Here is a 20,537-nt window from a genome sequence, read left to right on the forward strand (position 1 = left end):
GGTGGCCACAACGACTTCCCGGCCGCTGCGCCCGCTGAACCGGCTGCGTCCCCTGCTCCGGCGGCGGGCGCGGCTGCTCCCCGTCCTCCCGGCGATTCTGCTTCTGCTCGTGTTCCTGGCCGGCCCAGTGCTGTGGGCCTTCCATGCCTCGTTCACCAATGCTGCCCTGACCGGCCGAAACGCCCGCAGTCCGGGGTGGGTGGGGTTTGGGAATTACCAGCGCCTGTTTACCGACCCCGCCCTGCCGCTGTCCCTTGCCCTGACAGTCATCTTCGTCGGGGGCTCCGCCATCCTGGGCCAGAACCTGCTGGGACTCGCCCTCGCCATCCTGATGCGGCGGGCCCGCCGGCCGGTGGCCGTCGTCGTCGGGACCGCGGTGGTGGCGGCCTGGGTGTTGCCGGAGATCGTGGCTGCCTTCGCCGCGTACGCCTATTTCAGCCGCGACGGAACCCTGAACCAAATCCTCGGCGCTCTGGGACTCGGCGAGCCTGACTGGCTGTATTCGTTCCCGATGGTCGCCATCATGCTCGCCAACATCTGGCGCGGTACGGCGTTCTCCATGCTGGTGTACCGCGCAGCGCTGGATGATGTTCCCGGTGAGGTCAGCGAGGCCGCGCTGATGGACGGCGCCGGCGGCTGGCAGCGGCTCGCCTACATCACCATCCCCATGATCCGCAGCAGCATCGCCACCAACCTCATGCTCACCACCCTGCAGACACTGGCGGTGTTCACTCTCATCTGGGTCATGACGGCAGGAGGCCCCGCCAACGCCAGCACCACGCTGCCCGTGCTGGCCTATCAGGAAGCCTTCAAGTTCGGGGACATCGGGTACGGCACGGCTGTGGCGTCGGTACTGATCCTGATCGGCCTGGTTTTCGGCGGGGCCTACGTGCGGCTCCTCCGCGAGTCCCGGCGATGACGACGGCGGCGCGGGCGTCCCCCTGGGCGCAGCGGCGGACCCGGTCCGGTGCGGTCTCCCGGGCAGAGCAGCGTGCACGGGTGCCGGCAGACGCAGCCCTGATCCTGATCGGCGCCTGTTTCGTCCTGCCGCTGCTCTGGCTGGTGCTGGCCTCCCTTGATGCGTCGGCAGGTCACGAGGCGAGGCTTCCCGGCCAGGTCTCCCTGGACAATTTTGCCGCGATCATGACGCCCGGCCGGCTGTTCCAGCCGCTGTGGAACAGCATGGTCCTGTCCGCCGGGACCGCCGCCGTGAACCTGGTCGCGGCGGTGCTGGCTGCTTATCCGCTCTCCCGGTACCAGTCGCGGTTCAACAGGCCGTTTATGTACACCATCCTGTTCGGGACCTGCCTGCCGATCACGGCCATCATGGTCCCGGTGTACGGCCTGTTTGTGCAGCTTGACCTCTTGGACTCCATGGCCGCAACCATCTTTTTTATGGCCACCACCACGTTGCCGATGGCCATCTGGATGACGAAGAACTTCATGGACGCGGTGCCGTTGTCACTGGAGGAGGCGGCCTGGGTGGACGGCGCCTCCGGACTAACGGCGCTGCGGACCATCGTGCTGCCTTTGATGCGGCAGGGGCTGGGCGTGGTGTTTATCTTCGTGTTCATCCAGGCCTGGGGGAACTTCTTTGTTCCTTTCGTCCTGCTGCTGTCCGAGGCACGGCAGCCCGCAGCGGTCTCGATCTTCAGCTTCTTCGGTCAGCACGGGGCCGTGGCCTATGGCCAGTTGGCGGCCTTTTCCATCCTGTACTCAGTACCGGTCCTGGCTCTGTACGTCATTGTGGCCAGGGGCGCCGGCAGCTCCTTCGCCCTTTCCGGTGCCGTTAAGGGCTGACTTCCGGCTTCAGTCGAGGTCTTCGACGATCGTCCCAAACGGGATGGAATCGTCCAGATGTGCCTGATGTCCGTGAGGCAGATTGAGCACCCGCACACCGTGGGCCTGATCTGCCGCCGACTGCATCAGGATAGGCCGCACGGTGTTGATGAAACTCTCGCTTTTTCCTGCGAGATACTCCTGGTAACTGGCTGGTAGCTGGCTCATTCCAACAGAATAGACCTGCGGACCCGCCCTGGGGAGGGGTCCCCATTGCGGGCCGCCCCGGCGCTGGCTTGGATAGGATGGCGGGCGGAGTGGAGCCGGCCGGCAACACCATCAGTCCGCAATCACCAGGCACCAGCCATCAGGGGGAATTCCTTTGCTTCAGACCAGTGCGCCCGCACGAATCGAACCGGCGGAACTGGCCCGTGCACAGCAGGTGGCGGCGAACATTGCCCGCAGCTTCGATGCCAAAGTGGTGGGCCAGGCACGGCTGCGTGAATCCCTGCTGGTAGCGTGCTGACCCGCGCTGCCCGAATACCAGGCGGCACTCCGGCGCCACCGCCGCTGGCTCGCCGTTGCGGCGATCGCGGCCGGGACCCTGCTGGTGTCTGCGGTGGCCGCGGCGGGCCGCACGGTGGAAGTTACCACCATCACGCCGGAGCAACGGAACCGGGACATCATGCTGTGCCTGGACACCTCGGGGTCCATGAGCAGCGCAGACGCGGCCGTTGTGGAAGTCTTCGGCGTCCTGGCGAAGGAATTCGACGGGGAACGGATAGGCCTCACCATCTTCGACAGCAGTGCAGTCCAGGTCTTCCCGCTCACCGACGACTACGGGTATGTGCAGGAACAGCTGCAAATGGCCGACGATGCCTTCAACGGAAACCCTGGCAGCGCCGGTTTCCTGGACGGTACGTGGAGTGGCCGGGGATCATCCCTGATCGGCGACGGACTGGCCTCCTGAGTCAACGGCTTCCCCGGCAGGGACGGGTCCGGGTCAGGCAGCGCCGACTCGAAAAATGGCGCCAGCCCCAACGCGGAGCCAGGCCAGCGCTCGCGGTCCGTTGTCCTGGCCACGGACAACTACCTCTCCGGCGATCCCATCTTCACCCTGTTGCAGGCAGGCGCCCTGGCGCAGGACGCCGGCACCCGGGTCTACGCCCTCAATCCCGGTGACTTCGACTACGGGCCCGGGCCCGGCCAGCCCGGCGCCAGGCTGCGTACAGCCGCCGAAGCCAGCGGCGGCGCTTACTACGCATTGGACAGCCCTGATGCCGTAGCGGACATCGTGCGGCGGGTGCAGGAAACGGAAGCCGCCGCCATGCAGGGCGCCCCGCGCGCCGTCGTCTCAGACCGGCCGGACCTGCCCCTGGCAATTGCGCTCCTGTCCGGACTGGTCCTCGCCGGCGCGTCCTGGCGGTTGCGGCCATTCCCCTGCAACCGATCTTTCCATGGTGGCTGATGGCCTTCCTCATCGCCGCCGTTGTGCTTCTTCTGGGGTGGCGACTGGTTTTGGCGTTTCGGGAACGTGCGGCCGCAGGGGAGCCGGCCGGCACCCAGGGCGCCCTCGCACAGGGCCGGGCGTGGCGGGCGGCAGCGCTCAGGCAGCAACTACGGACGTCAATGTCTTCTTTGTGGTGGACACGAGCAGCAGCATTGTGGCAGAAGACTTCGGCAACCGCTCGCCCCGGCTCGAGGGAGTGCGCCAGGACATCATGGCCATCGCCGGCGAACTGGCCGGCGCCCGCTTTTCGCTCCTGACCTTCGACAGCAACGCCGTTGTCCGGATGCCCCGCACCACCGACACCACGGCGCTGGACACCGCCGTCGGCGTGCTGCAGCCGCAGGTGACCACTTTTTCGAAGGGAAGCAGCGTTACGGCCGCCCGAAAGCTGCTGGCCGAGCGGCTGCGCGCCGCGCGGGACAGCCACCCCGAACGGCCGCGGCTGGTCTATTACCTCGGCGACGGGGAACAGACAAGTGCTGCGGCACCGGACGCAATCAAGGTGGACGGCGGCCTGGCTAACGGGGGAGCGGTGCTGGGCTACGGCATGGCCGAAGGTGGCCGCATGCAGGAAAACACCGGGCAGTGTTCCGGCAATGACGGCGGGGCCGGGTACATCCAGGACCGGACGTCCGGAAGCGGCGGTGATGCGCGCTCAGTTATCGATGAGGGCCGGCTGCGGTGGATCGCCGGCCAGCTGGGGGTTCCCTACGTCCACCGTTCCGCCGGAGACGCTGTGCCGATGATGCAGGCCGCGGACCCGGGCGAGCTGCGGCGCGCGCCGGAGGGTGCCGGCTTGGACGGCCGGACGGAGCTCTACTGGATCTTCGCCTCCGGCGCGTTCCTGCTGGGCCTGCGCGAGGCATTCCTGCTGCTGCGCCACTGGCTGCGGCTCCCGCGGGCACAAGCAATCCCAAACGCACAGGCAATCCCAGTCGCACAGGAGGGCACAGCCCGCCAGGCAGAGGAGGCGCGGACATGATGCACAGCCCCGGACAGCTGTTTGACGCCGGCGCCGGCGCCAGGGCCGATTCCAGCGCTGACTCCATGGCCAATTCCACTGCCGATTCCAGCGCCGAAGGCAGTGCCGGGGCCGATGCAGGGGCCAAGTTGGAACAGGCCGCGGAGCGACTCTCGCAAAAGGCGGACGAAGCTGCCGCCGGTACCACCGCGCCGGACCCTGCTGCGACGCCGGGGCAGGATGATCAGCCTGCCGGAACCGGGCAGCAGAGCCGGCTCGACGAGCTCAGGGACAGCTCCCGGAACGCCCAGAGCGAGCGGAACTCCGGACGGGAGCGGGACGAATACCTCCGCGACGATGACCTGGGGCCGGGCGCGGACCGGCCCTGGTAGACGGCGCGATTATGCCCCCTTGAGACAGTTCGTATGAGCCTCCGGGGCCAAAAAGCGAACAATGTTCAGTCCCGTGACGAAACAGGGCGTAAACCTGCGTCTTAATTCGGCAGTGGACTTGAACGGTTTCGTGCGGGATCCTAGAGTTCTATACAAGTTACCGAGGTAACGTGTCAGCGATCCTCCGGTTTGGAGGGTGTGGGTGCCCCCATGTGGGCCTGACATTTGCTCACGGACAACTTCATTCCAGGCGTAACAGTCGCGGCTGCGTCCTTGTGGAGTTTTTCCGTGTTCCCAAACTCAATTCATTGCGGCACCACGGTCACATCTGCTGACCGGGAGCCGTCAATGGCACAAAGCCAAGGACGCAAATGTCACCGCCAAGCCTTATCGACACACATCAAAATCTGTCCGAGACCGCCCCCGTGGCGCTCTCCTATGAACTGTTCCCGCCGCGTTCGCCGGCCGCTGCAGAGTCCCTCTGGACCACCATCCGGGAACTGGAAACCACCGAGCCGGACTATGTCTCCGTCACGTACGGTGCCAGCGGCTCAAACCGGGACACCGCCGTCGAACTTATCAACAGGCTCCTGCTGGAAACCACGCTCCGGCCGCTGGCGCACCTGACCTGCGTGGGCAACACGCCGGACGAACTGGCAGAGATCATCGGGGACCTGCTGGACACCGGGGTACGTGGCATCCTGGCGCTCCGCGGCGACCAGCCCCAGGACGGCGCAAAGCCGGTCGCCGGGTCACTGCGGTATGCGCAGGACCTGATCGAACTCATCCGCCGAGTGGAACAGCGGCGCTCGGCGCTGCTGTGCGCGGGCAAAATCGCTGTGGGCGTGGCCGCGTACCCCACCAGGCACCCGGAGTCACCCAGTGAGGCGCACGACGTCGAGGTGCTGCTCGCCAAGCAACGGTCCGGTGCCGACTTCGCCATCACCCAGGTCTACTTCCGCACCGAGCAGTACGCGGACCTCATCAGCCGGGCCCGTCGCGCCGGGGTCACCATCCCCATCATCCCGGGCGTGATGCCACTGACCAGCCTGCGCCGCGTCACCCGGCTCGGCGAACTGGCAGGCGTTCAGCCGGCACCGGAACTCCTGGCCCGCCTGGCCGCCGCCGATACTGACGCCGAACGGCACCGGATCGGCGTCCGGGCAACGGTTGACCTGGCCAACGCGGCCCTCGACGCCGGCGCACCCGGCATCCACCTCTACACGTTCAACGAACACGTGAGCGCGCTGGAGGTGCTGGACAAACTGGCACTTCCGCGCCACGTCCGTTCAGTTGGCCGCCGCAGCGCCGTTGTCCGTTCCAGCGCCGCAGCCCGTTCCACATCTACCGCACGCCAGCTGGCCAGCTGACGCGCCGCCCCCACACACCATTCGCAGCTTCCACCAACACCGCAAGGAATTTCCCATGACTGAACAGAACACCCCCGCCACTCCTTTCCCGGCCGCCTCGCTCCTGGGCTACCCGCGCATCGGCCGCCGCCGCGAGCTGAAGAAAGCCGTCGAGGCCTACTGGGCCGGCAAGATCGACGCCGCAGCACTGGACGCCGCCGCCAAGGAAATCCAGCTGTCTATCGCCAAGCGACTGCAGGAACTCGGCCTCACCGAAGCCGCAGCCGTGCCGGGCACATTCTCCTACTACGACCAGGTACTGGACGCCACCGCGCACCTCGGCGCCGTGCCGGCCCGCTTCGGCAAGCTCCTCAACGCTGAGGGACAGCTGGACATCGACGGTTACTTCACCCTGGCCCGGGGCAACTCGGAAGAGCAGCCGCTGGAGATGACCAAGTGGTTCGACACCAACTACCACTACCTGGTGCCGGAGATCGGCCCGGAGACCGAGTTCACCCTCGCCTCCAACCGCATCGTGGAGGAATTCGAGTTCGCCCTCGCCAACGGCATCGAGACCCGCCCGTACATCGTGGGCCCGGTGACCTACCTCCTGCTTTCCAAGGCCTCCGACGGCGCCCCGGCCGGCTTCGCGCCGCTGTCCCGTCTCGAGGACGTCCTGCCGGTCTACGTGCAGCTGCTCGAAAAGCTCGCCGCCGCAGGCGCAAGCTGGATCCAGCTGGACGAGCCTGCCCTGGTTGTTGACCAGGACACCCCGGCCGCCGAAATCGAAGCCGCCGTGGCCCGCGCCTACAAGGTGCTCTCCGGCGTAGCCAAGCGCCCGCAGATCCTCGTCTCCACCCCGTACGGCGCTTTGGACGGTCAGCTCGGTACGCTGGCCGCCACCAACATCGATGCCCTGCACATCGACGCCTTCAAGGGCGCCGTCCCCTCCGCCGCAGCCCTTGCCGCCCTGGGGAACAAGACCCTGGTTGCCGGCGTGGTTGACGGCCACAACATCTGGCGCAACGACCTCGCCGTCTCCGCCGGCAAGCTGGACGAACTGAAGGCTGCGGCCGGCAAGCTGGCGGTCAGCACCTCCACCTCCACCCAGCACGTCCCGCACGATGTTGCCGAAGAAGGACAGCTCTCCGACGAGCTCCGGAGCTGGCTTGCCTTCGCCGACCAGAAGGCTGTTGAGGTCAAGACCCTCGCGTCCTACCTGGCCGACCCGTCCTCGGCCAAGGCCGCCATCGACGAAGCCTCCGCCGTCATCGCAGCCCGCGCAGCCGCCAAGGGTGTTCACCGCGACGACGTCCGGGCTCGCAGCGCGGCCCTGACCGCCGCCGACTTCAGCCGCTCGGCGTACGCAGTGCGTGAAGCTGCCCAGGAAGAGGCCCTGCACCTGCCGCCGCTGCCCACCACCACCATCGGCTCCTTCCCGCAGACCTCGGAAATCCGTTCGGCCCGCGCCCGCAACAACAAGGGCGATCTCACCAACGGGCAGTACGAGCAGCTCATGAAGGATGAGATCAAGCGCGTGGTGGAGCTGCAGGAAGAGCTCGGCTACGACGTCCTGGTGCACGGCGAGCCCGAGCGCAACGACATGGTGCAGTACTTCGCCGAGAACCTCGACGGCTTCGATGTCACGGTCCACGGCTGGGTCCAGTCCTATGGCTCACGCTGCACGCGCCCGTCCATCCTCTGGGGCGACGTCACGCGCAGCGCCCCCATCACCGTTGCCTGGGCCGAATACGCTCAGTCGCTGACCAGCAAGCCCATGAAGGGCATGCTCACCGGTCCGGTCACCATCCTGGCCTGGTCCTTCGTCCGCGACGATCAGCCGCTGGGCGAGACCGCCAACCAGGTGGGCCTGGCCCTGCGCGACGAAATCGCGGACCTCGAAGCTGCCGGCATCAAGGTCATCCAGGTGGACGAGCCTGCTCTCCGCGAACTCCTGCCGCTGCGCAAGGCAGACCACGCCGCGTACCTGAAGTGGTCGGTGGACTCGTTCCGCCTGGCCACCGCCGGCGCAGCGGACGCCACCCAGATCCACACCCACCTCTGCTACTCGGAGTTCGGCGTGATCATCGACGCGATCGACGGCCTCGACGCCGACGTCACCTCCATCGAAGCGGCACGTTCCCGCATGGAGGTTGTCCACGACCTCGAGGCGCACCGCTTTGGCCGCGGCGTTGGTCCGGGCGTCTACGACATCCACTCACCGCGTGTTCCGGGCGAAGCCGAAGTCACCGAACTGCTGGCCACCGCCGTGAAGCACGTCCCGTCCCGCCAGCTTTGGGTCAACCCGGACTGCGGCCTGAAGACCCGCGGCTACGCCGAGACCGAAGAGTCCCTGCGCAACCTGGTCAAGGCAACCAAGACGGTCCGTGCAGGCCTGCTGGCATCCGCTAAGTAACAACGGTTTCGACAAGCTCAACCACGTCGACGACGGCGGCCGGTCACCTTAAAGTGGCCGGCCGCCGTCGGGCGTTAAGTTCTGGTGGTTGAGCTTGTCGAAACCTCAGGATTCCCAGAGGATTTCGTCGTCCACTACGCCGTCTTCGTCGGCGGAGGCCACCAGTACCTCGTCCGTGAAGTGGGCGCCGAGGGTGAAGTCCAGGACGAAGTAGCGCTCGGGCTGGCCCGGGTAGATGCCCACGTGGCCGAGCTTGAGGGCTTTGAGGAACACGTCGGGGGTGAGCTGGCTGCGCTCCTCCACGCCGAAGATCCTCTGAAGAGTCTCGGTCTTAAGGGCGCTGCAATGGAAATTGAGGTATTCCTGCGGGCTGGTGCCTTCCTGGCCCAGCTCTTCGGCGATCATTTCCCTTACCTCATCCACTAGCTCGGGGAGGAATCGCAGCCGGTAGTCAACTTTGTGCATGGCTGCTTCGTCGAAATGGTCGTGCGCGTTGATATTCAGGTCGAGTTCCAGCGTTTGGCCCCCGAGCTCGTGTTTGGCGGCGACGTTGTGGTCCCTGCCGTGGTTGAGCTCAATTTCTCCAAAGTGCTGGCTCGCTACCCTGTTCATACCTTCAACATAGTCCCCAAGCGCTGAGCATTCCAGCGTTAGGGACTATTTGCCTGCGGCCCCCAGACCCGCCAGCGTTTCCTCGAGCAGGTCCACAAACAGCTGCACCCGGGCGGTCTTCTTCTCGTTGATGAGCAGCGCGAAGACGTTCCGCGCCAGGCGGATCTCCGGAACATCCAGCACCACCACACCCGCCGGACGGTTATGCAGAGCCAGTTCCGGAACAAGGGCAGCCCCCAGCCCGGCCGCAGCCATTTCCAGGCTGGCGTGGAAATCGTCGCTGTGCGCCACCACCCGGGGATACAGGTTGCAGCTGGCAAAAAGCCGCTCGATCACCACGGCGTCCGGGGTCCCGGGGTGGTGCATGATCCACGGGAGTTCGGACAGGTGGTCCGCCGCCACCTTGGCGTCCCGGCCGAAGCCCCAGCCCGACGGAAGCACCACACGGAAGTTGTCATCGCCGATCCACTGACGGTTGATGGTGTGCGGCCAGGCGAGCCCGGACTGGCCCACCTGGAAGACCAGCGCCACATCCAGGCCCCCGCCGGTGCGCAGGCCCTGGATGGTCTGGGAGGGCTCGGCCACGGACACCCGGAGATCGATGCCCAGGTCCTTCCACGCCGGATTCTTCAGGATCCGGGGCAGGACGTAGGTGGCCAGGCTGGGGAAGATGCCGAGCCGCAGTTCCTGGCTGGTGCTGCTGTGGGTCTTGGCGGCGGCGGCCATCAGCGCTTCGATGTCCGTGAGCACTTTCGCAGCGTGCCGGGTCATCACGATGGCAGCCTCCGTGGGGACCACGCTGCGGGCTGAGCGCTGGAAGAGGATGACGCCGGCTTCGCGTTCCAGGGCGGACATCTGCTGGGAGACCGCCGATGCCGTGTACCCCAGGCGCGCCGCGGCGGCGGCGAATGAACCCAGCCGGGTAACCTCAAGGAGTGTCTTCAGATGTACGGGATTTACCAAGGCTGTCCTTCGGTCAGAGCCGCATGAGCCCTGCGGTACGGCGGGTCTGAAAGGTCCGCTTCATTCTGGCACAAAGATTCCTGGAATCTCACTCATCCGCAGGCCCAGCGGCGACGAACTGCCCCTAGAGAGTTTGCACCGAGCAAATGCATCACGCAGTCCGAGTAGAGGAGCAGAACAGTGTCTTTGGCAGGGAACCTGGGCGCCAAGCCGGAAGGGCGGCGAATCGCCGTCGTGGGCAGCGGAGTGGCCGGACTGACGGCCGCCTACGTGCTGAACCGGCATGACCGTGTCACTCTCTTCGAGGCGGACGGCAGGCTGGGCGGCCACGCCCACACGCACAGCGTCCCGCAGCGGGACGGCTCCACGTTCGGCATCGACACCGGCTTCATTGTCCATAACGAGCGGACCTATCCCACCCTGCTTCGGCTGTTTGCCGAACTGGGCGTGGAAACCCAGGACTCCGAAATGAGCATGTCCATCCGGTGTGACGGGTGCGGCCTGGAGTTCGCCGGGGCCCGCGACGGCGGGAAAGGGATCATCGCCCGGCCGTCCAGCCTGCTGCGCGGCCGCTACCTGCTGATGCTGGTGGAGGTCATGCGCTTCTACCGCCGGGCGCGGGCGCTGATCGAGGCGGGGGAAGCGTCCGACGGCGGTCCTTCTGACGGTGCCGAGCTGACCCTCGGCGAATTCCTCGCCAGGGAGCGTTTCAGTGCCTACTTCAGCTCCCATTTCATGACACCGGTGGTGAGCGCGGTCTGGTCCTGCGATCCCACCACGGCCCTGTCCTATCCGGCGCGGTACCTTTTCACCTTCCTGAACCACCACGGCATGCTGGGTGTTAAAGGCTCGCCGCAGTGGCGGACCGTCACCGGCGGGTCGCGGCAGTATGTGGAGAAGCTGGCCGCCACGCTGCCGGATATCAGGCTCAACAGCCCTGTCACCGCCATTCGGCGCCACGCCCTCGGCGTTGAAGTGGACACCGGGCAGGGAGTAGAAGACTTCGAGGCAGTAGTCATCGCTACGCACCCGGCGCAGGCGCTCACCTTCCTGGCAGATGCCACGCCGGCCGAAATAGAAGCCCTCGGCGCGATGCCGTACTCGGTCAACCACACCGTCTTCCACCGGGACCCCGCCGTCCTGCCCGCAGCGGACAACGCCCGGGCGTCCTGGAACTACCGGCTCCCCGACTGCGATGCGCGGCCGGACAAGGTCCTGGTCAGTTACGACCTCACCCGGCTCCAGCGCCTGCAGCCAGCGGACGGCCGGCCGTACCTGGTCAGCCTGGGAGAGTCCGACCTGATCGGCGAGGACCAGGTCCTGGCGCGCATGGTGTACGAGCACCCGCAATACACGCCGGAATCCCTGCGGGCGCAGCAACAGATTGCCGCCCTGAGCGATGACCGCATCGCCTACGCCGGGGCGTACCTGGGCTGGGGCTTCCACGAAGACGGCGCGCTGTCCGGTGTCCGTGCCGCCGCGAGCCTGGGGCGCACCTGGGACACGCCCGGGGTGGGGTCACTGGAGCCCGTGCTGCTGGCAGCCACGGAGGACACATGAGCCCCACGGCAGCCATCTACCGCACGTCCGTCTCCCATGTGCGGCAGACCCCGCTGAAGAATGCGTTCACCTACCGGAGTTACAGCTGGTTTGTGGACGTGGACCGGCTTCCGCAACTGCCCCGGTTACTGCGGCCGCTGGCTGTTTTCAGCTCCTCAGACCATTTAGGTGATCCCGCCGCATCCCTCCGCAGCAACGTGGAACGGTTCCTACGGACCCAGGGGTTAGAGCCCGACGGCGGACCCATCCGGATGCTGTCCAGTGCCCGGGTGGCGGGCTACGTGTTCAACCCGCTCACCCTCTTCTGGTGCTACCGGATGTCCGGCGAGCTGCAGTGCGCTATCGCCGAGGTCCACAACACCTACGGCGAACGCCACTGCTACCTCCTGGAGACGGACGCCTCCGGCCGGGCCAGTGTTCCCAAAGCTTTTTACGTCTCACCCTTCAACGATGTTGACGGGCAGTACCGGATGAAGGTGCCGCCCCCGGAGGAACGGCTGTCCCTTTCCATTGTCCTGGAGCGGGAAGGGCACCGCCCCTTCATCGCCACTGTGGACGGGGACAGGCGTCCGGCCACCGTCAGGAACATCCTGGCAGCGGCCGTCGCGGTTCCGGCCGCGCCGCTGCTGGCATCCGCGCTGATCCGTTTTCAGGGCGTTAAACTCTGGGCAAGGCGTCTGCCCGTCGTCAAAAGGCCACACCACCCCTCACAGGAGGCAGTTCAATGACAATGACCGACGAGAACGGAACGGCCGCTGCGCAGGTTCCCGCCGCAAAGTCCACCCGGCACCCGCTGGCAGGCAACAGCGCTGCCGGGGTACCGGCGTCGCCGGCCACCATCGATCCGGACGTCTGGCCCGGTGTTGCGCACGCGCCGTCGGGCACTAAGGCCGCTGTTGCCGGAAAGGCGGCGGGCCTGCTGTTCAGGGCAGCAGTCCGACGGCTGCCCATGCGTGTGGCCTATCCGGACGGTGCAGTCCTGGGCACCGGCGGCTCCGAGGCGCCGGTCATGAACATGCTCCGCCCGGAAGCGTTCGAACGGCGGATCGGGGACAACGGCCTGATCGGGCTGGGCGAATCGTTCATGGCGGGGGATTGGGAAGCATCCGATCTTGCCGGCGTACTGGAAGTCTTCGCGGGATCCGTGGGCACGCTGATCCCCAAGCCGCTGCAGACGCTCCGGACCCTGTACCTGCCCCGCACCCCGAGGCGGGAACGCAACGAAGAGCAGAACACGCGCAGCAACATCTCACGCCACTACGATCTGTCCAACGAGCTCTTCTCGAACTTCCTGGACACCACCATGAGCTACTCCGCGGCCCTGTTCCCCCCGAGTGAGGAAGCACTGGACTCGGTCCCCTGGGACGCTTTGGCGGAAGGGCAGCAGGTGAAGATTGACAGGCTGCTGGACAAGGCCGGCGTCGGAGCCGGGACCAGGCTGCTGGAGATCGGCACCGGCTGGGGTGAACTGGCACTCCGGGCGGCCGCCCGCGGTGCCACGGTCTACAGCGTGACACTGTCCAGCGAACAACGGGACCTGGCGCAGGAACGGATCGCGGCCGCCGGCTACGCGGACCAGGTCACGGTGGCACTGCAGGACTACCGGGCGGTGGAGGGCGAGTTCGACGCCGTCGTGTCCGTGGAGATGATCGAGGCGGTTGGCTATGAGTACTGGCCCATCTATTTCCAGACCATCGACCGGGTGCTGGCCCCCGGCGGGAAAGTTGCCATCCAGGCCATCACCATGCCGCACGGGCGCATGCTGGCCACGCGCAACGCCTACACCTGGGTGCACAAGTACATCTTCCCGGGCGGATTCCTGCCCTCCGTGCGGGCCATCGAGAGCGTGACACAGCAGCACACCACACTCCGGGTGCGGGAGCGGATGGGCATGGGCGACCACTATGCGGCCACACTGCGCCTGTGGGAGGAGCGGTTCGTTGCGCGCTCGCAGGAGGTTCGTGAGCTGGGGTTCGATGCCGTCTTCCAGCGGATGTGGCTGTTCTACCTGAGCTACTCCCGGGCAGGTTTCCAGTCCGGCTACCTGGACGTGCAGCAGATTGTGCTGGACCGCCGGGAGGCCCAGCTGTAGCCGATTAGGTTCATCACGTCGCCAGGGGGTCCCGAAGGTTTCGTCGGGGCCATTTGGTGTTCCCCGGCACTGGATGTAGTGCCTCGCCGCTAGGCGCGACACGCCGCCCAGCAGGCGACACGCGGGGCGATAATTGTGGCTAAGTACTCCACAGGGTGTGGATGTCGTCCGCAAAAATCGCTGGAATCCGGGACATTTTGCGGCCCCTGCCTGTGGATTAAAAGTGCATAAAATGACATACTTGTAATACATCATCTTGGGGTTCCGGAGAGCCGTCTGCACTACATGTAGTATCGATGTACAGCTTGGGCGGGACAAAGACGAGCGAAGATTTCGATAGAGGGGACAGGGAACCATGACCGTTACGGTTTACACAAAACCTGCTTGTGTGCAGTGCAACGCCACCTACCGTGCGCTGGACAAAAAGGGCATCGCTTACCAGAGCGTTGACATTTCACAGGACGCCGAGGCGCTCGAGCGCCTGAAGGCGCTGGGCTACATGCAGGCACCTGTTGTGGTCACGGACCAGGACCACTGGTCAGGCTTCCGCCCGGACAAGATCGAGGAACTGGCACTGGCTGCTGTTTCCTCCGTGGCCTGAGGCCACCACTCTTAGCCATTCGGCAATCTTCGATCCCACACATGAGGTGACTCCCGTGGCAATACTGGCAGTGGCCGGGGCCCCAGTGGCCCAGGTACTGCCTGTCACCACGCAGAGCCAGCTCATCTACTTTTCCTCGACCTCCGAGAACACCAGCCGCTTCGCCGCGAAGCTGGGACGGGAGTTGGCACGGATCCCGCTCCATGCAAAGGACGCGCCGCTGGTCGCCACCCGGCCGTTCGTGCTGGTGGTGCCCACTTACGGTGGCACCGGGGGAGAGGGCTCGGTGCCCAAGCAGGTCATCCGCTTCCTGAACAACCCGCAGAACAGGCACCTGATCCGCGGGGTTATCGGTGCTGGCAACACAAACTTTGGGGACAACTACTGCATGGCCGCGGACATCATCGCCGCGAAATGCCACGTACCCCGGCTATACAGATTTGAACTTATGGGCACGCCAGAAGACGTTGCCCGCGTAAACAATGGATTGGACACGTTTTGGACACGACTGTCGCAGACACAGAAGTAACCAGGGCCGGAGGCCTGGGCGCCGCAGCTGACGAAAAGCGGAGTGCGGCCGTCGAAAAGGCCGAGATGCCGGCCGCGTACAAGGGCCTGGGTTATCACGAGCTCAATGCCATGCTCAACCTTTACGGCCCGAACGGTGAGATCCAGTTCGAAGCGGACCGCGAGGCTGCGCACCAGTACTTCCTGCAGCACGTGAACAACAACACCGTGTTTTTCCACGACCTCGAGGAAAAGCTCGACTACCTCGTCAAGAACGAGTACTACGAGCGCGAAACCCTCGACCAGTACACGATGAACTTCATCCGCGAGCTCTACAAGCGCGCCTACAAGAAGAAGTTCCGCTTCGAGACCTTCCTCGGAGCCTTCAAGTTCTACACCTCGTACACGCTGAAGACCTTCGACGGCAAGCGTTTTCTGGAGCGCTACGAGGACCGCGTCTGCATGGTGGCCCTGCACCTGGCCCGCGGCGATGAGCAGCTCGCCACCCAGATGATGGACGAGATCATCGAAGGCCGCTTCCAGCCGGCCACCCCCACGTTCCTGAACGCCGGCAAGCGCCAGCGCGGTGAGCTGGTCTCCTGCTTCCTGCTCCGCATCGAAGACAACATGGAGTCGATCGGCCGCTCCATCAACTCCGCGCTGCAGCTCTCCAAGCGCGGCGGCGGCGTCGCCTTCGCCCTGACCAACATCCGCGAGGTCGGCGCCCCGATCAAGCAGATCGAGAACCAGTCCTCCGGCGTCATCCCCGTGATGAAGCTCCTCGAGGACAGCTTCTCCTACGCCAACCAGCTCGGTGCCCGCCAGGGTGCGGGAGCTGTGTACCTGCACGCGCACCACCCGGACATCTACCGCTTCCTGGACACCAAGCGCGAGAACGCGGACGAGAAGATCCGCATCAAGACCCTCTCCCTCGGCGTTGTCATCCCGGACATCACCTTCGAGCTGGCCAAGAAGGACGAGGACATGTACCTGTTCTCGCCGTACGACGTCGAACGCGTCTACGGCATGCCGTTCTCCGACGTCTCGGTCACCGAGAAGTACTACGAGATGGTGGATGACTCCCGGATCAAGAAGACCAAGATCAAGGCGCGCGAATTCTTCCAGACCCTCGCGGAGATCCAGTTCGAATCAGGCTACCCGTACATCATGTTCGAGGACACCGTGAACCGGGAAAACCCGATTGACGGCAAGATCATCATGTCCAACCTGTGCTCAGAGATCCTCCAGGTCTCCCAGCCCACCACGTACAACGATGACCTGTCCTACGAGACCACCGGCAAGGACATTTCCTGCAACCTGGGCTCGCTGAACATCGCGAAGGCCATGGACTCGCCGGACTTCGGCCTGACCATCGAGACGGCCATCCGGTCCCTCTCGGCCGTCTCGGACATGTCTAACATCACCTCGGTGCCCTCGATCGCCCGCGGCAACGACCAGTCCCACGCAATCGGCCTCGGCCAGATGAACCTGCACGGCTACCTGGCCCGCGAGCGGGTTCACTACGGTTCCGAAGAGGGCCTGGACTTCACCAACATCTACTTCTACTCTGTGGTGTTCCACGCCGTCCGCGCCTCCAACCTGCTGGCCATCCAGACCGGCCAGACCTTCGGCGGCTTCGAGAAGTCCAAGTACGCCTCCGGCGAGTTTTTCGACAAGTACACCAACCAGGAATGGGTCCCGCAGACGGCCAAGGTTGCCGAACTGTTCAAGAACATCCACATCCCCACCCAGGATGACTGGCGTGAGCTGAAGGCTTCCGTCATGGAGCACGGCATCTACAACCAGAACCTGCAGGCTGTCCCGCCGACCGGCTCGATCTCCTACATCAACAACTCCACCTCCTCGATCCACCCGGTGGCGTCCAAGATCGAGATCCGCAAGGAAGGCAAGCTGGGCCGCGTGTACTACCCGGCGCCGTACCTCACCAACGACAACCTGGAGTACTACCAGGACGCGTACGAAATCGGCTACGAGAAGGTCATCGACACCTACGCTGCCGCCACCCAGCACGTGGACCAGGGCCTGTCCCTGACGCTGTTCTTCAAGGACACCGCCACCACGCGCGACATCAACAAGGCCCAGATCTACGCCTGGAAGAAGGGCATCAAGACCATCTACTACATCCGTCTCCGCCAGCTCGCGCTGGAGGGAACTGAGGTTGATGGCTGCGTCAGCTGCATGCTTTAATCTTCAACTAAATTGATCCGGTACGACGGCGGGCGCCCGCCCGTCGTCGTACGCTTTAACTCAAGAACTAACCCAACTTTTAGGGGATGACATGACCGAAAAGGTCAAGCTGCTCAGCCACGTCGAGGCCATCAACTGGAACCGCATCCAGGACGACAAGGACGTGGATGTCTGGAACCGACTGGTCAATAACTTCTGGTTGCCGGAGAAGATCCCGCTGTCCAATGACGTGCAGTCGTGGGCGACGCTGACTCCGGACGAGCAGCAGCTCACCATGCGTGTGTTCACGGGCCTGACTCTGCTGGACACCATCCAGGGCACCGTGGGCGCCGTCTCCTTGATACCGGATGCGATCACGCCGCACGAGGAAGCCGTCTACACGAACATCGCGTTCATGGAGTCCGTGCACGCCAAGAGCTACTCCTCGATCTTCTCCACGCTGGCCTCCACCAAGGAGATCGACGAGGCATTCCGCTGGTCCACCGAGAATCAGAACCTTCAGAAGAAGGCCCAGATCGTCATGGACTACTACCAGGGCGATGATCCCCTGAAGCGCAAGGTGGCCTCCACCCTGCTGGAGAGCTTCCTGTTCTACTCCGGTTTCTACCTGCCCATGTACTGGTCCTCACGGGCCAAGCTGACGAACACCGCTGACCTGATCCGCCTGATCATCCGTGATGAGGCCGTGCACGGTTACTACATCGGGTACAAGTTCCAGAAGGGCCTGGAGGGCCTGTCCGAGGAGCGCAAGCAGGAGATCAAGGACTACACGTTCGAGCTGCTTTTCGAGCTGTATGAAAACGAAGTCCAGTACACGCACGACCTTTACGACTCCGTCGGCCTGGCCGAGGACGTCAAGAAGTTCCTGCACTACAACGCCAACAAGGCGCTGATGAACCTGGGCTACGAGGCCATGTTCCCGGCGTCCGTCACCGATGTGAACCCGGCGATCCTGTCCGCGCTGTCGCCCAACGCGGACGAGAACCACGACTTCTTCTCGGGGTCCGGTTCGTCGTATGTGATCGGTAAGGCCGTCAATACTGAGGATGATGACTGGGACTTCTAGCTAATTTTTGCCGGCTGCCCGGCAATACTTTGAGGACCTGGACACAAGGGACTCCGCACGCTTTGTGCGGAGTCCCTTGTATAATGGCGACCCCCCCGTGGATTCGGCGTACGGGTAGGGGTGGGGCAGAGGCGGTCGCTGGCGGGCTTCACTCGGCAGGTTATCTCGCAGTGAAGTAGGCGTACAGGCCGTCTTCTCCCACCCGGTCTTGGTGTCGCCAGTGCGCTACGAGCAGATGCTTGACGCGTTGGAAGAAGTCGAGGACATTGCTGCGTTCGACGCAGCAATGGCTGAAGAGGGCGAGAACATTCCTTGGGCCCAAGTGAAGGCGGACCTCGGCTGGGCACGACCAACTACAGGATTGAGCTGCGACCAGCAGCCGTCCGGGCACTCAGGAAGCTTCATCCGGAGGATCGGGAGCGAATTCACGGCGCAATAGCGCTTTTGGGTCAAGATCCACGGCCGCCCAAGGCAATCGCCTTGAGCAGCCGTCCGGGTTACCGAATCCGTGAAGGTGATTATCGGATCATCTATAGGGTCCAGGACGACATTCTCTTGGTTGTGGGGGTCAACTTGGGGCACAGGCGGGACATTTACCAGAAGTAGGCCCCAACTGCAGCTAGTTGGCCAAAGTCCTAAACCGTTTCTCAACGTCGGAAAGAACTGGACCGTTTCCAGTGCCGCCCCTGATCAAGTTCAGAAGAGGCTGAACGGCAGCATCCGCAGAGCGGAGTAAGCCGCCGTCAACTGCGACGTACGGTCATCCTCGGAATGTTGCACTGCACAGGGCCCCCGCACGCAACGGCGTGCGGGGTTCTTGGGTCTGATCCTGCTGGCGGACGCCTAACAGCCAGCGGGGTTCCCACGCATCCCGGCCTGCGACAGTTCGGCTTCGAGTTTCGCTGATGCTGGGCAGGGTCGATACGAATACTTCGGGAAGAGACCTGACAACTTCGGATTCTCATTCGGCCACAACAAGGCAGCCCAGTCCTAAATTATCGAAGTGTCGGACAAGCTGATCTTGGAACCCTCGTTCATTCCGTTGCAGTAAGGATGAGCGCAGCGGTCCGTGTCCGACCATTCATGCACAAGCGATCGCGCACCGACCAGCCATGCTCACGGTCCATCGTTCGCGCTGCGGATTCTCCGATATCGCCGCCGTAAAGTCCTCCGCGACCGTGTAGGCACTGTTGCCGGGACTCCCGTTCCCGGCAGCGGCGGTGAGGTGGAGTGGTAGCTGTGGCCGGTGGGGGTGCTGAGCATGAAGCGGTGCCTTGGCCCGGGGCTGGGCCTTGCCTTCCAACCCGGTATCTCTTTGGTGTGGTTGCAGGCTTCGCACAGGCCGGCACCGTTGCCCAGGCTGGTGGTCCCGTCAAGGTGCCACGGAACGATGTGGTCGAAATGCCGGATGGGCGCGTCGCAGTAAGGCGTCCGGCAGGTGTCATCACGGGACTGGATGAAGCGCCGCAGTCCTGCCGGGAAGAGCCGGGCCCGGGAGTCCATTGCTACGAGTTCGCCAGTGCCCGGCGCCGTGTAGAGCCGGCGGACCCACGCCTTCAGCTCCTGGCCGTGCCCAGGCTCGGCCGAATTGACCTTGGTTCGTGCCCAGCCTGCCGGCACGATGCCGTAGCCGACAAGCCTGGCGGGTTCGCTGTCGCCCTGGAAGAGCGTGCGGTCGGTCATGATCAGCTGTATCTCGACTCCGGATATGCCGCCCGGAACGCCCGTGGTCCGTTCGACAAGGGCATCGGCCATGAGCTGGGCACGGGAACGGGTGTCGCCGTCCGCGTGAAATGAATCGGCATGGCGGCTCAGCGCCGCGTAGACCGCTACGCCCTCAGCGACAGGAAGCAATGCGGTCAGGTACGTCATTGTGTCCGGTGCCGGGCGCAGGCTGACGTGACGCTCGGTTGCCGCATGGCTGGCCCGCTGCGTGACGGTGCGTGGATCACGGCGATAGGACGCAGCCCGGGCAGCGGCGATGAGTGCTTTGTCCCCTGCGCCCGCGAAGGTCCCGGTATCTGCTGACAGCTCTTCATCCACGGCGCAACGGTCTGCAGCACTCAGGCACGCAGTTTCTTTCACCAGCAGTGTGGCGCGCCATTCGTTCAGCTGGCCTGTGTCCAGGGCTGCCAGGGTGTGCGGCATTTCCGTAACCAACGCCTTGGCCAGACCCAAAAGCCTGCTGCCGCGGGCAGGGGACTCGCGCCTGGCGAGGGCGATCTGGGCGGCAACGCCCTGGCCCAGATCCGTCGCGGGAGTACCAGACGCGGCCTGAGCCCGGCGCTCAACGCCGTCGAACGCCACGGCAACCCGGGCCTGGGCGCCAGCTACCGCGGACTTGAGGTCCTCGAGTCCCCGCAGCTGCTCGATCAGTCCGGCCCTGTCCGCAGCCGGCCGCATGCAACTAACGGCGGCAATCAGTTCCTGCACTCCGGCGCCGAGCGCAGCAGCGCCGCTTGCCGCCGTCGTCCGCGTTAGGAAATCCTGAATCCCATCCATAACCAGATTCTGCCAGCCA

General features: G+C 64.7%; 22 protein-coding genes. 18 read left to right on the plus strand and 4 right to left on the minus strand.

Annotated features, from left to right (window positions below; all coding sequences use genetic code 11):
• The first annotated feature begins 1 nt into the window (after position 1).
• Both ABIB45_RS02180 and ABIB45_RS02185 read left to right on the plus strand, forming a co-directional pair.
• Positions 2-919: a carbohydrate ABC transporter permease gene (locus ABIB45_RS02180; RefSeq protein ID WP_502909090.1), complete on the plus strand. Its 918-nt coding sequence runs from the start codon at positions 2-4 to the stop codon at positions 917-919.
• Positions 916-1,800, plus strand: coding sequence for a carbohydrate ABC transporter permease (locus ABIB45_RS02185; RefSeq protein WP_354214263.1), 885 nt, complete (start codon positions 916-918; stop codon positions 1,798-1,800). Before ABIB45_RS02180 ends, ABIB45_RS02185 begins: the two co-directional genes overlap by 4 nt.
• Positions 1,801-1,809: 9 nt before the next feature.
• On the opposite strand, the gene ABIB45_RS02190 is transcribed toward ABIB45_RS02185, so the two are convergent.
• Complete coding sequence (locus tag ABIB45_RS02190; RefSeq protein ID WP_354214264.1) at positions 1,810-2,007, minus strand: hypothetical protein; 198 nt, start codon at positions 2,005-2,007, stop codon at positions 1,810-1,812.
• 154 nt (positions 2,008-2,161) lie between these two features.
• Between ABIB45_RS02190 and ABIB45_RS02195 the strand changes: the two genes are divergently transcribed.
• The 7 genes from ABIB45_RS02195 to metE all read left to right on the plus strand — a co-directional run bounded on the left by ABIB45_RS02195 (position 2,162) and on the right by metE (position 8,407).
• Positions 2,162-2,305 carry a hypothetical protein gene (locus ABIB45_RS02195; RefSeq protein WP_354214265.1) on the plus strand — a complete coding sequence of 48 codons (144 nt, stop codon included), beginning with the start codon at positions 2,162-2,164 and terminating at the stop codon, positions 2,303-2,305.
• An 84-nt stretch (positions 2,306-2,389) separates the two neighbouring features.
• Positions 2,390-2,749, plus strand: a complete 360-nt coding sequence (locus tag ABIB45_RS02200) for a VWA domain-containing protein (RefSeq protein WP_354214266.1) — start codon at positions 2,390-2,392, stop codon at positions 2,747-2,749.
• Between the two features lie 150 nt (positions 2,750-2,899).
• A complete protein-coding gene (locus ABIB45_RS02205) occupies positions 2,900-3,247 on the plus strand; it encodes a vWA domain-containing protein (RefSeq protein ID WP_354214267.1) in 348 nt (115 codons plus the stop codon).
• A gap of 121 nt (positions 3,248-3,368) precedes the next feature.
• The gene (locus tag ABIB45_RS02210) at positions 3,369-4,271 is read left to right on the plus strand and encodes a VWA domain-containing protein (RefSeq protein WP_354214268.1); all 903 of its coding nucleotides are present in this window, start codon (positions 3,369-3,371) and stop codon (positions 4,269-4,271) included.
• Entirely contained in the window at positions 4,268-4,642 is a 375-nt protein-coding gene (locus ABIB45_RS02215; protein ID WP_354214269.1) for a hypothetical protein, read from the plus strand. Before ABIB45_RS02210 ends, ABIB45_RS02215 begins: the two co-directional genes overlap by 4 nt.
• Positions 4,643-5,013: 371 nt before the next feature.
• Positions 5,014-6,012: a methylenetetrahydrofolate reductase gene (locus tag ABIB45_RS02220; RefSeq protein WP_354214270.1), complete on the plus strand. Its 999-nt coding sequence runs from the start codon at positions 5,014-5,016 to the stop codon at positions 6,010-6,012.
• A 55-nt stretch (positions 6,013-6,067) separates the two neighbouring features.
• Positions 6,068-8,407, plus strand: a complete 2,340-nt coding sequence (metE, locus tag ABIB45_RS02225; protein ID WP_354214271.1) for a 5-methyltetrahydropteroyltriglutamate--homocysteine S-methyltransferase — start codon at positions 6,068-6,070, stop codon at positions 8,405-8,407.
• Positions 8,408-8,512: 105 nt separating this feature from the next.
• On the opposite strand, the gene ABIB45_RS02230 is transcribed toward metE, so the two are convergent.
• Together ABIB45_RS02230 and ABIB45_RS02235 are read right to left on the minus strand one after the other, a co-directional pair.
• Complete coding sequence (locus tag ABIB45_RS02230) at positions 8,513-9,019, minus strand: DUF2004 domain-containing protein (protein ID WP_354214272.1); 507 nt, start codon at positions 9,017-9,019, stop codon at positions 8,513-8,515.
• Positions 9,020-9,064: 45 nt separating this feature from the next.
• Positions 9,065-9,982 (minus strand): LysR family transcriptional regulator, encoded by a 918-nt coding sequence (locus ABIB45_RS02235; protein WP_354214273.1) that lies wholly within the window; start codon positions 9,980-9,982, stop codon positions 9,065-9,067.
• 180 nt (positions 9,983-10,162) lie between these two features.
• Here ABIB45_RS02235 and ABIB45_RS02240 point away from each other — a divergent pair, with 180 nt between their 5' ends.
• From ABIB45_RS02240 to ABIB45_RS02280, 9 genes are all read left to right on the plus strand, one after another.
• Positions 10,163-11,542, plus strand: coding sequence for an NAD(P)/FAD-dependent oxidoreductase (locus ABIB45_RS02240; protein ID WP_354214274.1), 1,380 nt, complete (start codon positions 10,163-10,165; stop codon positions 11,540-11,542).
• The gene (locus tag ABIB45_RS02245; protein ID WP_354214275.1) at positions 11,539-12,270 is read left to right on the plus strand and encodes a DUF1365 domain-containing protein; all 732 of its coding nucleotides are present in this window, start codon (positions 11,539-11,541) and stop codon (positions 12,268-12,270) included. Before ABIB45_RS02240 ends, ABIB45_RS02245 begins: the two co-directional genes overlap by 4 nt.
• Positions 12,267-13,634, plus strand: coding sequence for a class I SAM-dependent methyltransferase (locus tag ABIB45_RS02250; RefSeq protein WP_354214276.1), 1,368 nt, complete (start codon positions 12,267-12,269; stop codon positions 13,632-13,634). Before ABIB45_RS02245 ends, ABIB45_RS02250 begins: the two co-directional genes overlap by 4 nt.
• A gap of 355 nt (positions 13,635-13,989) precedes the next feature.
• On the plus strand, positions 13,990-14,235 hold the full coding sequence (nrdH, locus tag ABIB45_RS02255) for a glutaredoxin-like protein NrdH (protein ID WP_354214277.1): 246 nt from the start codon (positions 13,990-13,992) through the stop codon (positions 14,233-14,235).
• A 55-nt stretch (positions 14,236-14,290) separates the two neighbouring features.
• On the plus strand, positions 14,291-14,764 hold the full coding sequence (gene nrdI / locus ABIB45_RS02260; RefSeq protein WP_354214278.1) for a class Ib ribonucleoside-diphosphate reductase assembly flavoprotein NrdI: 474 nt from the start codon (positions 14,291-14,293) through the stop codon (positions 14,762-14,764).
• A 65-nt stretch (positions 14,765-14,829) separates the two neighbouring features.
• Positions 14,830-16,950, plus strand: coding sequence for a class 1b ribonucleoside-diphosphate reductase subunit alpha (gene nrdE, locus ABIB45_RS02265; protein WP_354214424.1), 2,121 nt, complete (start codon positions 14,830-14,832; stop codon positions 16,948-16,950).
• A 91-nt stretch (positions 16,951-17,041) separates the two neighbouring features.
• Positions 17,042-18,016, plus strand: a complete 975-nt coding sequence (gene nrdF / locus ABIB45_RS02270) for a class 1b ribonucleoside-diphosphate reductase subunit beta (RefSeq protein ID WP_354214279.1) — start codon at positions 17,042-17,044, stop codon at positions 18,014-18,016.
• Positions 18,017-18,236: 220 nt separating this feature from the next.
• The gene (locus tag ABIB45_RS02275) at positions 18,237-18,455 is read left to right on the plus strand and encodes a hypothetical protein (RefSeq protein WP_354214438.1); all 219 of its coding nucleotides are present in this window, start codon (positions 18,237-18,239) and stop codon (positions 18,453-18,455) included.
• Positions 18,383-18,622 carry a type II toxin-antitoxin system RelE family toxin gene (locus ABIB45_RS02280; RefSeq protein WP_354214425.1) on the plus strand — a complete coding sequence of 80 codons (240 nt, stop codon included), beginning with the start codon at positions 18,383-18,385 and terminating at the stop codon, positions 18,620-18,622. Before ABIB45_RS02275 ends, ABIB45_RS02280 begins: the two co-directional genes overlap by 73 nt.
• 510 nt (positions 18,623-19,132) lie before the next feature.
• On the opposite strand, the gene ABIB45_RS02285 is transcribed toward ABIB45_RS02280, so the two are convergent.
• Positions 19,133-20,518 carry an HNH endonuclease gene (locus ABIB45_RS02285; RefSeq protein ID WP_502909091.1) on the minus strand — a complete coding sequence of 462 codons (1,386 nt, stop codon included), beginning with the start codon at positions 20,516-20,518 and terminating at the stop codon, positions 19,133-19,135.
• Positions 20,519-20,537 lie beyond the last annotated feature (19 nt).

It is taken from the genome of Arthrobacter sp. UYCo732, assembly GCF_040547265.1.
In the GTDB taxonomy this organism is placed as follows: domain Bacteria; phylum Actinomycetota; class Actinomycetes; order Actinomycetales; family Micrococcaceae; genus Arthrobacter.

What these genes read in the sequence shown, in the direction of transcription:
- metE (WP_354214271.1), top strand. Translation starts at nt 6,068, where the DNA reads ATGACTGAACAGAACACCCCCGCCACTCCTTTCCCGGCCGCCTCGCTC.
- nrdH (WP_354214277.1), top strand. Translation starts at nt 13,990, where the DNA reads ATGACCGTTACGGTTTACACAAAACCTGCTTGTGTGCAGTGCAACGCC.
- nrdF (WP_354214279.1), top strand. Translation starts at nt 17,042, where the DNA reads ATGACCGAAAAGGTCAAGCTGCTCAGCCACGTCGAGGCCATCAACTGG.
- ABIB45_RS02250 (WP_354214276.1), top strand. Translation starts at nt 12,267, where the DNA reads ATGACAATGACCGACGAGAACGGAACGGCCGCTGCGCAGGTTCCCGCC.
- ABIB45_RS02245 (WP_354214275.1), top strand. Translation starts at nt 11,539, where the DNA reads ATGAGCCCCACGGCAGCCATCTACCGCACGTCCGTCTCCCATGTGCGG.
- ABIB45_RS02220 (WP_354214270.1), top strand. Translation starts at nt 5,014, where the DNA reads ATGTCACCGCCAAGCCTTATCGACACACATCAAAATCTGTCCGAGACC.
- ABIB45_RS02285 (WP_502909091.1), bottom strand. Translation starts at nt 20,518, where the DNA reads ATGGATGGGATTCAGGATTTCCTAACGCGGACGACGGCGGCAAGCGGC.
- ABIB45_RS02190 (WP_354214264.1), bottom strand. Translation starts at nt 2,007, where the DNA reads ATGAGCCAGCTACCAGCCAGTTACCAGGAGTATCTCGCAGGAAAAAGC.
- ABIB45_RS02215 (WP_354214269.1), top strand. Translation starts at nt 4,268, where the DNA reads ATGATGCACAGCCCCGGACAGCTGTTTGACGCCGGCGCCGGCGCCAGG.
- ABIB45_RS02185 (WP_354214263.1), top strand. Translation starts at nt 916, where the DNA reads ATGACGACGGCGGCGCGGGCGTCCCCCTGGGCGCAGCGGCGGACCCGG.
- ABIB45_RS02230 (WP_354214272.1), bottom strand. Translation starts at nt 9,019, where the DNA reads ATGAACAGGGTAGCGAGCCAGCACTTTGGAGAAATTGAGCTCAACCAC.
- nrdE (WP_354214424.1), top strand. Translation starts at nt 14,830, where the DNA reads ATGCCGGCCGCGTACAAGGGCCTGGGTTATCACGAGCTCAATGCCATG.